Origin of the sequence: Ochrobactrum sp. S1502_03 (genome assembly GCF_044435015.1) — a bacterium.
GTDB lineage: Bacteria > Pseudomonadota > Alphaproteobacteria > Rhizobiales > Rhizobiaceae > Brucella > Brucella chromiisoli.
This window is the reverse complement of record NZ_JAYEXN010000001.1, coordinates 270,074-282,249: the sequence shown is the minus strand read 5'-3', so window position 1 is coordinate 282,249 and position 12,176 is coordinate 270,074. Positions and strand designations below refer to the sequence as shown.

Sequence of the window (12,176 nt, the reverse complement as noted above, 5' to 3'; positions counted from 1 at the left end):
AGCCGTTCGATGACGGCATCAGCTTTTCCTGTCACGATTACGCTGCCTTGTTATTAGCCTGTTGCTTTTGCGGGGCCGGGGTCGTTCCAGGTTTGTCTGCATTGGCTGGTTGCTTGGTCATGATTTTGAGCAGGCTTGCAATGGTCGATTTCAGTTCAAGACGCGAAACCACCATGTCAACCATGCCGTGCTCCATCAGATATTCAGCACTCTGGAAGCCTTCCGGCAGCTTTTCGCGAATGGTCTGTTCGATCACGCGTGGACCGGCAAAGCCGATCAATGCACCCGGTTCTGCAATGTGGATATCACCCAGCATTGCATAGGAGGCAGTCACGCCACCTGTGGTCGGGTTGGTAAGAACGACGATATAAGGCAGGCCCGCTTCTTTGAGCATTTCCACAGCAACAGTGGTGCGCGGAAGCTGCATAAGCGAGAGAATGCCTTCCTGCATACGCGCGCCGCCCGAAGCAGCAAAAAGAACCAGCGGACGTTTGAGTTCAATGGCCTTTTCAAAGCCCTGAATGATCGCTTCACCGGCACCCATGCCGAGTGAGCCGCCCATGAAGCCGAAATCCTGAACGGTTGCGACAATCGGCAGACCTTCAATCGTGCCAAGACCATTGATGATCGCGTCTTCCATGCCGGTGCGCGAACGATAATCCTTGAGACGGTCGATATATTTCTTTTCGTCGCGGAATTTCAGCGGGTCGGTCGGAACCTTCGGGCTTTCCAGCGTCGTATATTCGCCATTGTCGAAGAAGAAACGCAGCCGGTCCTTGGCCTTGATGCGCATGTGATGGCCCGAGCCGGGAATCACGAACTGATTGCTCTCAAGATCCTTATGGAACACCATTTCGCCGGTCGATGGATCCTTGATCCAAAGATTTTCCGGCATCTCGCGACGTCCGAGCATCGAATTGATCTTTGGACGAACGTAGTTGGTGATCCAGTTCATGACGTTTGATTCCGTTTCTTCTTCTTCAAAACTAACTAAATGTCTAAATGGACGATTTATTGGGCAGCTTCAAGGCGTGTTGCTCGAACACTTGCAGCCAATGCACTGACAAGTTTGGTAACCGCTGTTACCGGATCACCCTTAACCTTGCCATTTTCATCGAGTTCGTCCGCGACTGCTTTGACGATCGCAGTGCCAACAACAACGCCGTCCGCAGCTTCGGCAATGGCGGCAGCTTGCTCCGGCGTCTTCACGCCAAAGCCAACGCAGATCGGCAGATCGGTGCTCTTCTTGATGTGGCGCACAGCATCGGCAACCCGTGTTGTGTCGGCAATGGCCGAGCCGGTAATACCGTTCATTGAGACGTAATAGACAAAGCCCGACGAATTATGCAGCACTTTTGGCAGGCGCTTGTCGTCGGTGGTGGGCGTGGTCAGCCGGATGAAATTAAGACCTGCATTCGTGGCCGGAATGCACAGTTCCTTGTCCATTTCGGATGGCAGATCGACAACGATAAAACCGTCAACGCCGGACGTCTTGGCATCAGCAAGGAAGCGCTCAACGCCATAAATATAGATCGGGTTGTAATAGCCCATCAAAACGATTGGCGTCGTGTTGTCTTCTTTGCGGAAATCCGCTGCCAGTTGCAGCGTTTTCTTCAGTGTCTGGCCCGCTTCAAGCGAACGAAGACCGGCTGCCTGAATGGCCGGACCATCGGCCATCGGATCAGAAAAAGGCATCCCAAGCTCGATCACATCGGAACCGGCTTTGGGAAGCGCCTTCATGACGGCAAGCGATGTCGCATAATCCGGGTCGCCGCCCATGAAATAAGTGACCAGTGCCGGACGTCCTTCGGACTTGAGCGCTGCAAATTTGGTGTCAATGCGTGTGGTCATACCGTGCCCCGTGGCAAAATGCGCGTAAGATAATCGGCGGTGGATTGGCCGGACATAGCCGTCTCCATCCAGGCACGCCGTTCAAAGTCGATGATTCCCAGTTCCCAGACACAGGCCATCAGCAAAGGCTGCGCTGGTTCAAATTCGATCTCGTCGCCGAGGTCCGATTGCCAGAGAATCTGCGTTGCGATGCCGCCTTCCAGCCACCAGTGCAGCAACAGCCACAGGCTTTCTTCGCCCTGATGCAGAATGGCAAAGCCAGCACCCAGATGCGGCGTATGCTCAAGCCTGTCTGCTGCGGCTGCAATCTGCCTGCGGGCGATGCCAACAGCTGCCTCTGCAAGCGGATTGGACGGATCGGCTTCAATGATGTTGAGCTTGATCGTCGCCGAACCACACGCCGTCAACCCGTCGAACCATGCGGCGCGCGGTCTGTAGATGTTGGTGTCGGCGACAGTATCGCTCATACGATCCTCACATTTCCATGCCGAGCAACTGCCCGACCGTGTGAACATCCTTGTCACCGCGACCGGAAAGATTGATGATCATCACCTGATCTTTGCCCATGGTGGGTGCCATCTTCACAGCTTGCGCAATCGCATGGGCTGATTCAAGTGCCGGAATAATGCCTTCAACGCGGGTGCAAAGCTGGAAAGCTTCCAGCGCTTCATCATCAAGGATCGGCACATAGTCAACGCGGCCACTATCCTTGAGCCATGAATGTTCAGGACCAACGCCCGGATAATCAAGACCGGCGGAAACCGAATGGCCTTCGAGAATCTGGCCGTCTTCATTTTGCAGAAGATAGGTGCGGTTGCCATGCAGAACGCCGGGGCTGCCTGCATTCATTGATGCGCAATGCTCAACGCCGTCGAGACCGCGACCGCCCGCTTCAACACCGACAATCTTGACCGACGTGTCGTCAAGGAACGGATGGAACAGACCGATTGCGTTCGATCCGCCGCCGACAGCTGCGATAATCACATCTGGCAGACGGCCTTCCTGTTCAAGAATCTGCTTGCGCGCTTCGGTACCGATCACCGACTGGAAATCGCGCACGAGTTCCGGATAAGGATGCGGACCGGCAGCAGTGCCGATCAGATAATAGGTGTCTTCGACATTGGTGACCCAATCACGAAGCGCTTCGTTCATGGCATCTTTGAGAGTGCCATTGCCAGCCGTGACCGGCTTGACTTCGGCACCCAACAGCTTCATGCGGAAAACATTCGGCTTCTGACGTTCAACGTCGGTGGCGCCCATATAGACCACGCAAGGCAGGCCGAAACGGGCGGCAACAGTTGCCGATGCAACGCCGTGCTGACCAGCGCCGGTTTCAGCGATGATGCGGGTTTTGCCCATGCGCTTGGCAAGCAGAATCTGGCCAAGGCAATTGTTGATCTTGTGGCTGCCGGTGTGGTTCAGGTCTTCGCGCTTGAAGTAAATTTTTGCGCCGCCCAAATGCTTGGTTAAGCCTTCAGCATAATAAAGTTTTGACGGACGACCGGCATAATAGGTCGAGAGATTGGAAAGCTCGGCCTGAAATTCAGGATCGTTCTTTGCCGTCTCATAGGCTTCCTGCAATTCGAGGATAAGCGGCATCAGCGTTTCGGCGACAAAGCGTCCGCCAAAAATGCCGAACATGCCTTCTTCATCCGGGCCTGTTTTATAGGAATTGGGTTCAACCGGCTTGTTCACTGCTGCCACTCCGTCATGTGCAGGCTAAAGTCTTGTATCAGACGCAGCCTGAAAGAATTCCATAATGAGACGCACGTCCTTTTCACCGGGCGCACGCTCTACACCGGACGATACATCAATACCCGGCGCATGCGTTTTTTGCAGCGCCTCGGCAATGTTGCCCGCATTTAGTCCACCGGAAAGCATGTAATCGACGTCCGCGTCAAGCGCATCGAGCAATGCCCAGTCAAACGATACACCATTGCCGCCCGGAAGCTCTGATCCTTTTGGCGGTTTGGCGTCAAAAAGAAAACGATCCGCAATGCCTTTATAAGGCGCAATCACGTCAAAATCTGACGCCTCACGCACAGCAAAAGCCTTGATCACCGGCAGGCCATAGCGCTTTTTTACATCCGCCACACGTTCCGGCGTCTCGTGGCCGTGCAGTTGCAGCATGTCAGGCTTTGAGGCACGAACGATTTCATCCAGCGTTTCGTCGTCCGCATCAACGCTCACAGCAACCACTTTGGCGCGGCCTTTTGCTGCTTCACGCAGGAGACCGGCATCGGCGGGTGTGAGATGCCGCGGGCTTTTGGGAAAGAAGATAAAGCCAATATGCGTCGCTCCGCCGTTGAGCGCAGCATCAACTGCTTCAGGCGTTTTGAGGCCGCATATTTTTATATCAAAAACCATGGCGTTTCCGTCGCACATATTGCGGCGCGACTCAAGCTGTTCCGGCTTCACTGCGAGGACCCGCGTCATCATAGCCCTCAGCAATCAGGGTATCATACGCTTCCATGACCGCAAGGGGAACTGCCTGCGCAATCTGAAATCCCAGAGCCGGATATTCCAGAATGCGTCTGAGATCGCCTGTCATTTCGCGCACCAGCTTTTCAAAATCATGGCCCGATGTCGGCTGATCTTCAAAAGAGGTCGGCGGTGCGGTCACAAAAGACTTGGCTTCCGGCCACTGTCGGTCAACCGTTGCACGCACCCGGCGTTGTGTTTGTGGCTTGGTGACAAAAATCGCGCTGATGGCACCGGCCACCATTCTGTCGCGTGCGAAGCGAATATTCTCGCCAATATTTGTGGCATTCGGTTCGATGATGATCGCGCTTTGCGGCACACCTTCAGCAAGCGCGATTTCTGCAAAAGCCTCGGCTTCCGATGCCTTGTAAAGCCCTTTGGTCCAGTTGCCGCTATGGCCTGTGAACATGAGCCATGTGCCAAGGCCCTGCTTGAAGAGTTCTGCTGCATGTTTTGCAACGCGGCTATCATAGCTGCCCAATCCGATGATAACATCGGCCGGCTGAAGTTCATCGCAGAGGCAATGGTAATCCCATAGCATACGTGCTGCATTTTGAATGTTTGATGTCATGTAAAATCGATAGCCTGTAATGCGCTGCCATTGCGCTTGAGCCATGCTTTGCAGCGCTCGGTATCGGGGCAAAGCTCCTGGCAGAGTTTCCAGAATTTTGGCCCGTGGTTCATCTCGATGAGATGCGCCACTTCATGGGCGACGAGATAATTGATCACAGGCGAAGGCGCCATGCCGATGCGCCATGAAAAGGAAAGCACGCCGTCAGAGGTACACGATCCCCATCGGCTTTTGGTATCCTTGAAACGCACCGCTTTGGCTTTTCGGCCTACGGTTGCCGTGTGGCGGGCCACCAGTTGCTCGATGTCACGTTTGACTTCGCGCTTGAGGTAATCGCTGACACGCCGCGCAAGATGTGCGGGATCGCCATGAACAAGCAGAATATTGCCTTCCAGCAAATCCACAGTGCCACGTCCGGGCTGATGGGTGATGAGGTGCGGCACACCGCGAATGGGTATTTTCACACCTGCACGAACACCAGCCTGATCTGGAATTTTTGCAATGCGGCTTTCGATCCAGCCTTCATGACGGATTAAAAAACTCTGCACCTCGCGGTCGGGCAAACCCGGTGGAATGGTGACGCGCAGCCCTTTGCCGCCGGTTTCAATGCGCAGGGTCAAACGTTTGGCGCGCGGGTTTTCCAGCACGCGCAAAGGCAATTCACGTCCCGCGACCGCATGAATGCGTTCGCTTCTGACAGTCGCCGACTTTTTGGCCGGGGAGGAACGAAATAAGGAAAAGCCCATCGCTTAGAGATAAGTGATTCGCGAAAAAAGCCAGAATTTTTTCTACAACTCGACAAAAACGGCACGGAGAAACCGCGCCGTTTGAGATAATGACTGTTTAGATATCCGTGACATCATTGCTGTTGTTCTTCGCTGGCGTGCGTTTGCCATTGGCGCGACGCTCATTCATGAAGCGGTCAAACTCTTCCTTGTCGCGGGCACGGCGAAGTTCCTGCGCATAGGCTTCGAAATCGGCGCGGGCTTCTTCAAGCTTGCGACGTTCTTCCGCCAGGCGCTCAAGTTCTTCACGACGCCAGTCATCGAAAGCAGCGTTGCCGGTTGAACCGCCAAAGCCGAAGCTTTCACTTTTGCCGCAGTTTCTGAAAGAGCCAAACATCGAGTCGGTCTTTTCGTTCACTTGGCGTTTGAAATCACCAAGGCGATCGCCCCAGATGATATAGGCGAGCATGGCAAGGCCAAGCGGCCAGAAGAAGATAAAACCCAGCACCATCAGCGCAATCGTCGCTGGTGTCCATGCGGGGCGGATCAATGCAGAATTGGTCATGGTCTACTCCGTGAATTCCGGGCCGTTTGCTGATCTCGCGGCTTGAAATGGACGTGGTGAACCAATTGCGGCTTTTCAAGAATATCCTCGGCTCAATCGCGCTTAGTGGGTGCTAACCAATGTGATTATCTCGGAATTTTTTTGCGCAAATGTTCGAGTGTTGCCACACCAAGCCCTGCCAGCAATGCCCAGAAGGCGGATCCGACACCGAAAAAAGCGATGCCGGAAGCCGTCACAGCAAATGTTATGACCGCAGCAAGCCGCTCTTCTTCATGTTTGAGGGCGAGCGCCATGGCATTGATGAAGGGGCCAGTCAGCGCAAGGCCCGCCACAAGGGCAATCAGTGTTGCAGGCAGCACGGCGAAGATTGCAACCAGTGACGCGCCGAACAGGGCAAACAACACATAAAGAGCGGCATAGACAGGACCCGTCATCCAGCGTTTTTTGGGGTCGGGATGCGCATCGGGGCCGGTGCAGAGCGCTGCGGAGATTGCTGCGAGATTGCTTGTTGCAGCACCAAATGGAGCAGAAATCAGCGAGAAAAGCCCGGTCACTTGCAAGGCCGGGCCTGTTGGCGGCTCATAGCCGGAAGCGCGCAAAACGGCAAAACCCGGCAGGTTCTGCGAGGCCATTGTCACGATATAAAGCGGCAGCGCCAGCCCGATGATCGCGCCCATGTGAAATTCCGGCCAGATCATCGTGAGCGTCGAAATTTCCGGCGCAGGCAATTGCGGTGCGCGCCCTGATATCAAGGCATAGGCCATACCGAGCACAAGCACGGCAATAACGGCAAGCGACGGGTTAAACAGGCGCACGACAAAGAACAGAACCACCATCGGCAAAACGAACGAAGGGTCGAGCGGTACGGCTTTGGCTGCCGCAATGACAAAGCTGAGAAGAACGCCTGCCAGCATACCCGATGCGATGGAAGACGGAATGCGGGAGACAAGCGTGGAAAGCTGGCGGATAAGCCCGGTTGCAATCAATGCGATGGATGTAACGATAAACGCGCCCACGGCCTCCGGCATGGTGAAGCCAACACTTGCACCGATCAAAGCCAGTCCTGGCGTGGACCATGCCGCGATAATCGGCATTTTGTAACGCACACTGAGCCATGCGGAAGAGCCGGCAATGGCAAGGCAGGCCGCCGTCACCCAGCTTGCGGTTTCGGCCTGGGTTGCACCAAGCACCTTTGCTGCCGCAATAATAAGCGCCAGCGTGCCGCCAAAGCCGACAATCGCCGCCACGGTCGAAGAAGCAAAAACCGAAAAGCGCATCGCTATGCCCCTGTCGATAAGCGTTCGGCAAGGCCGGAAACCGTGCGGATCAGCAGCTCAAGGTCCTGCGGGCGCGACAGACGATGATCACCATCGCGCACGAGCGTCAGCGTCACATCATCCACCGGCAGATGTTCAACGAGTTTCAGCGCATGTTGATAGGGCACGGCCTCATCCTGCATCCCTTGCAGAATATGCACCGGACAACCTGTTTCGATAATGCCCTTGAGTACGAGATTGTTGCGTCCGTCTTCCATCAGCGCACGGGTATAGATGTAGGGATTTGGCGAATATTCCGAAGGCTCTTCAAAATAGCCTTGTGCGATCAGGTCTTTCTTCTGTGCGTCGGTCAGCGATGGTTCGACAAGTTCGGCGGTAAAGTCGGGCGCAGGCGCAATCAGAATGATTCCTGCCGGAGACTTGCCAGCCTTTTTAAGCTCTTGCGCCATGCGCAATGCGATCCAGCCGCCCATGGAGGATCCGACGAGGATCTGCGGCCCCTTCGCATATTTGTCCAACACGCTGAGGCTTTCATTCAGCCAGCGTGAGATTGTACCCTGATTGAAGTCGCCGCCCGAAGAGCCATGGCCTGAATAATCAAACCGCAAAGCGGAGCGCCCGGTCTTTTCTGCCCATTCATCAAGAGCAATGGCCTTGGTTCCAAGCATGTCGGAACGGTAGCCGCCAAGCCAGACGACACCCGGTGCATGATGTCCGACACGGTTGCGAACGGCAATGTCTACACCATCGATATCAATAAAGTCCGGCTGTGCTTCGCTCATTTTGTGCCTCCTGATTAGAGCAATCGCGATCCCATGATTTTCATTTGCCATTTATGAGAGCCTTAGAAAACCTCATTGCCTTGAAATATTGAGCAATGTGACCGATATGTCGCTCAACGCTCCCGAAATACTTCTTTATTTGTCGGGGGTGATTTTCCCTGTCAAAGATGCTATTGACTTTACCGCTCGCTTGACCACATTTCCGCGTTAAACAGGGGTTTGATGGGAAAAGGCCGTCGCGGGCCATGAAGTTAAGCCGCCTATGACGTTAATAATCAGGAGATAACGACCATTCGCCGACCGTTCAGAGCGACGCCGGTCCAGAAAGACGGACCGCGCTCCAACCGTGATATCCGGGTTCCCCGGGTCCAGCTTATCGATGCCGAAGGCCTTAACCACGGCAGCATCCCGACGCAAGACGCTATTGCGATGGCAGAAGAAGCGGGTCTCGATCTTGTCGAGATCGTGCCCAATGCCGAGCCGCCGGTATGTAAGATCGTGGATCTCGGTAAGCTGAAGTATCAGAATCAGAAAAAAGCCTCCGAAGCACGCAAGAAGCAGAAAACGGTCGAAATCAAAGAAATTAAGATGCGACCGAACATCGACACGCATGATTATGAAGTGAAGATGAAGGCTGCGCTGCGTTTCTTTGAAGAGGGCGATAAGGTCAAGGTAACTCTTCGTTTCCGTGGCCGTGAAATGGCCCACCAGGAGCTTGGTATGAAGCTTCTGTTGCGCGTGAAGGAAGATACTGTTGACATCGCCAAGGTGGAGTCCGAGCCAAAGCTCGAAGGCCGCCAGATGATGATGGTTCTGGCTCCGCGCTAAATTTAAAACTCTGCCTTTGAAAAGCCGCCTTTGGGCGGCTTTTCGTTGCTCCAACATTTCAGCAGTTAGAGATTAACATGAAAACTTTGGGCGAACTGGGCAAGTATCAGCAAAGACGCCGTCTTGCGATTGCCATTGTTATAGGGCTTCTTGTCGTGGCCCTTCTGTTTGTGAGTTCCCAATCCGATGGGTATTTGCATGAATATATCGAAGCTTTCGGCATAAGCCTCATCGTTGCGGCCATTCTCGGTCGTATGTGGTGCACGCTTTATATCGGTGGGCGCAAAAGCGCGGAAATCGTGCAGACCGGTCCTTATTCGCTCACCCGCAACCCGCTTTATGTGTTCAGCAGCATCGGCGCGATCGGCATCGGCGCTCAGACAGGCAGCTTCATTATTGCTCTGGCCTTTGGCGTGCTGTGTTATCTGGCTTTTTCGATTGTCATCCGCACGGAAGAGAAGTTTCTCAAAGCCAATTTCGGAAAGCCTTACGCGGATTATTGCGCACGTGTACCGCGATTCTTTCCGCGCTTTTCCGCATTCCGCGACGAGGATGCGCTGCTGGTAAAACCGGACCGGCTTTATCGGACATTTACCGATGGACTGGTGTTCTTTGTGGCTTATCCGTTCTTTGAGCTTATCGAATATCTGCAAAACATCCACGCATTGCCGATTTTGCTGCGTCTTTATTGAAAATCAGGCGCGATTGCGTGCAATTCGGGCTGATTCAGGCATTGCGTTTTCTGGCCTTTAAGCCTATAAGGCCGCGTTCGAACCGCCCGGCAGGGCATGCCGTGGCGGTTTCGTATGCTTTTCGGACTTGGTCGGTCCGGGAGTCAAACAAGGTTCCGGTCTTTTGCAGGACGGACGCCGCTCAATACAAGAGACGTCGAGTGCCGAATGGCACGAGGGGGATCGCAAATATTAAGAGGCGTGAAGTGCTGAAAGCACGACGGGGACTAAACAAAGGAGTAGCAAAATGCCCAAGATGAAGACCAAATCGGCTGCTAAGAAGCGGTTCAAAATCACTGGCACTGGCAAGGTTGTAGCTGCGGCTGCAGGCAAGCGCCATGGCATGATCAAGCGCTCGAACAAGTTCATTCGCGATGCACGCGGCACCATGGTGCTCTCGGAAGCAGATGCGAAGATCGTAAAACAGTTCCTGCCTAACGGCCTCTAAGCCGTCTATCCTCTAAGGAGATCATAACATGGCACGTGTAAAACGCGGCGTAACTTCCCACGCCAAGCACAAAAAAGTTCTCGAGCAGGCTTCCGGTTTCCGCGGCCGTCGTAAAAATACGATTCGCACCGCTAAGGCTGCTGTTGATCGTTCGAAGCAATATGCTTACCGCGATCGCAAGAATCGCAAGCGCACGTTCCGCGCTCTGTGGATTCAGCGTATCAACGCTGCTGTCCGCGAACAGGGCCTGACCTATGGCCGTTTCATCGATGGTCTTGCAAAGGCTGGTATCGAAATCGACCGTAAGGTTCTTTCCGACATCGCAATCCATGAACCTGATGCGTTCGGTGCGCTGGTTGCTTCTGCAAAGAAGGCTCTTGAGTACCTCAAGAACACCGAGACACCAAACGCTTTTGAAGGCGCTGTTCGCTAAGCCAGCCGCCTTCCCGAAGCGATATTGTTAATTTTGGGAACCCGCGCTGGCTCGGCTGGCGCGGGTTTTTCTTTCGTATCTGATGCCAGCGGCGCGACAGTGAAGCTAAAACAAGAGGCGTGGAGTGCTGCAAGCACGACAGGGACGTAAATAAACAAGAGGCGTGGAGTGCCGCAGGCACGACAGGGACGTAAATAAACAAGAGGCGTGGAGTGCCGCAGGCACGACAGGGACGCAAATAAACAAGAGGCGTGGAGTGCCGCAGGCACGACAGGGACGTAAATAAACAAGAGGCGTGGAGTGCCGCAGGCACGACAGGGACGCAAATAAACAAGAGGCGTGGAGTGCCGCAAGCACGACAGGGACGTAAATAGATGAGCGATCTTGAACAACTCGAACAAACGATCATGGGTGAAATCGCTGCGGCCAGCGACGAGCCTTCGATTGAAGCGGTGCGCGTGGCTAGCCTTGGCAAAAAAGGCACGATTTCTGAAAAGCTGAAGACGCTGGGTTCGATGACGCCGGAAGAGCGTCAGGCGCAGGGACCTGCCATCAACGGTCTGAAGAACCGCGTCACAGAAGCACTTAACGAGCGCAAAACAGAGCTGCGCAAACAAGCGATTGCTGCGCGCCTTGAGCGTGAAAAACTCGATGTGACACTTCCTGTTCGCGAAAGTGCAGTCTCGCGTGGCCGCATCCATCCAATCTCTCAGGTTGTCGATGAAATCACGGCGATTTTCGCGGATATGGGGTTTTCGATTGCCGAAGGCCCGGATATCGAGACCGACTATTATAATTTCACGGCGCTGAACTTTCCCGAAGGTCATCCGGCGCGCGAAATGCACGACACGTTCTTCTTCAATCCAGACGAGAAGGGTGAGCGCAAATTGTTGCGCACGCATACTTCGCCCGTGCAGGTGCACACGATGGAGAAGTTTGCGGCGATTCGCGATAAGGAAGGCCGCGACGAGCCGATCCGCATCGTCATTCCGGGCAAAACCTATCGCATGGATTCGGACGCCACCCATTCGCCGATGTTCCATCAGGTCGAAGGTCTGGTCGTCGATAAATCGGCCAATGTCGCCAATATGAAATGGGTGCTGGAAGAGTTCTGCAAAGCTTTCTTCGAAGTGCCTAATGTCACGATGCGCATGCGCCCGAGCTTCTTCCCCTTCACCGAGCCATCGGTGGAAGTGGATATTCAGTGCGACCGTTCCGGCCCGCATGTGAAGTTTGGCGAAGGCAATGACTGGCTCGAAATTCTGGGCTGCGGCATGGTGCATCCGAATGTGCTGCGCGCTTCGGGCTATGATCCTGATGTCTATCAGGGCTTTGCATGGGGCATGGGGATCGACCGTATCGCTATGCTGAAATACGGCATGCCTGATCTGCGCGCCTTCTTCGATGCTGATGTGCGCTGGCTCAACCATTACGGTTTCCGTCCACTCGATTTGCCGACGCTGTTCGGCGGTCTGAGCGCATAA

15 protein-coding genes are annotated in these 12,176 nt (G+C 54.4%); 5 read left to right on the top strand and 10 right to left on the bottom strand.

Annotated elements, in window-relative coordinates:
* Positions 1-37: 37 nt before the first annotated feature.
* From accD to VBH83_RS01280, 10 genes are all read right to left on the bottom strand, one after another.
* Positions 38-955, bottom strand: coding sequence for an acetyl-CoA carboxylase, carboxyltransferase subunit beta (gene accD / locus VBH83_RS01325; RefSeq protein WP_396995997.1), 918 nt, complete (start codon positions 953-955; stop codon positions 38-40).
* A 56-nt stretch (positions 956-1,011) separates the two neighbouring features.
* On the bottom strand, positions 1,012-1,851 hold the full coding sequence (trpA, locus tag VBH83_RS01320) for a tryptophan synthase subunit alpha (protein WP_265982481.1): 840 nt from the start codon (positions 1,849-1,851) through the stop codon (positions 1,012-1,014).
* Entirely contained in the window at positions 1,848-2,318 is a 471-nt protein-coding gene (locus VBH83_RS01315) for a hypothetical protein (RefSeq protein WP_265982482.1), read from the bottom strand. The genes trpA and VBH83_RS01315 overlap by 4 nt, the downstream gene beginning before the upstream one ends.
* A gap of 7 nt (positions 2,319-2,325) precedes the next feature.
* The gene (gene trpB / locus VBH83_RS01310; RefSeq protein WP_265982483.1) at positions 2,326-3,546 is read right to left on the bottom strand and encodes a tryptophan synthase subunit beta; all 1,221 of its coding nucleotides are present in this window, start codon (positions 3,544-3,546) and stop codon (positions 2,326-2,328) included.
* Positions 3,547-3,570: 24 nt separating this feature from the next.
* On the bottom strand, positions 3,571-4,218 hold the full coding sequence (locus VBH83_RS01305; RefSeq protein ID WP_265982484.1) for a phosphoribosylanthranilate isomerase: 648 nt from the start codon (positions 4,216-4,218) through the stop codon (positions 3,571-3,573).
* Between the two features lie 31 nt (positions 4,219-4,249).
* Entirely contained in the window at positions 4,250-4,903 is a 654-nt protein-coding gene (locus tag VBH83_RS01300) for a YdcF family protein (protein WP_396995994.1), read from the bottom strand.
* Positions 4,900-5,649 carry a M48 family metallopeptidase gene (locus tag VBH83_RS01295; RefSeq protein WP_265982486.1) on the bottom strand — a complete coding sequence of 250 codons (750 nt, stop codon included), beginning with the start codon at positions 5,647-5,649 and terminating at the stop codon, positions 4,900-4,902. The genes VBH83_RS01300 and VBH83_RS01295 overlap by 4 nt, the downstream gene beginning before the upstream one ends.
* A gap of 97 nt (positions 5,650-5,746) precedes the next feature.
* Positions 5,747-6,193, bottom strand: coding sequence for a DUF2852 domain-containing protein (locus tag VBH83_RS01290; protein WP_396995992.1), 447 nt, complete (start codon positions 6,191-6,193; stop codon positions 5,747-5,749).
* Between the two features lie 125 nt (positions 6,194-6,318).
* Positions 6,319-7,470 carry a benzoate/H(+) symporter BenE family transporter gene (locus tag VBH83_RS01285; protein ID WP_265982489.1) on the bottom strand — a complete coding sequence of 384 codons (1,152 nt, stop codon included), beginning with the start codon at positions 7,468-7,470 and terminating at the stop codon, positions 6,319-6,321.
* A 2-nt stretch (positions 7,471-7,472) separates the two neighbouring features.
* Positions 7,473-8,252: an alpha/beta hydrolase gene (locus VBH83_RS01280; protein WP_396995990.1), complete on the bottom strand. Its 780-nt coding sequence runs from the start codon at positions 8,250-8,252 to the stop codon at positions 7,473-7,475.
* Between the two features lie 291 nt (positions 8,253-8,543).
* On the opposite strand from VBH83_RS01280, the gene infC reads away from it, so the two are divergent.
* The 5 genes from infC (at position 8,544) to pheS (ending at position 12,176) form a co-directional block, all read left to right on the top strand.
* The gene (gene infC / locus VBH83_RS01275; RefSeq protein ID WP_265983809.1) at positions 8,544-9,080 is read left to right on the top strand and encodes a translation initiation factor IF-3; all 537 of its coding nucleotides are present in this window, start codon (positions 8,544-8,546) and stop codon (positions 9,078-9,080) included.
* A 77-nt stretch (positions 9,081-9,157) separates the two neighbouring features.
* A complete protein-coding gene (locus VBH83_RS01270; RefSeq protein ID WP_265982492.1) occupies positions 9,158-9,772 on the top strand; it encodes an isoprenylcysteine carboxylmethyltransferase family protein in 615 nt (204 codons plus the stop codon).
* Positions 9,773-10,058: 286 nt separating this feature from the next.
* A complete protein-coding gene (gene rpmI, locus VBH83_RS01265) occupies positions 10,059-10,259 on the top strand; it encodes a 50S ribosomal protein L35 (protein WP_024898386.1) in 201 nt (66 codons plus the stop codon).
* 28 nt (positions 10,260-10,287) lie between these two features.
* Complete coding sequence (rplT, locus tag VBH83_RS01260) at positions 10,288-10,692, top strand: 50S ribosomal protein L20 (RefSeq protein WP_265982496.1); 405 nt, start codon at positions 10,288-10,290, stop codon at positions 10,690-10,692.
* 374 nt (positions 10,693-11,066) lie between these two features.
* Positions 11,067-12,176 (top strand): phenylalanine--tRNA ligase subunit alpha, encoded by a 1,110-nt coding sequence (gene pheS / locus VBH83_RS01255; RefSeq protein ID WP_265982498.1) that lies wholly within the window; start codon positions 11,067-11,069, stop codon positions 12,174-12,176.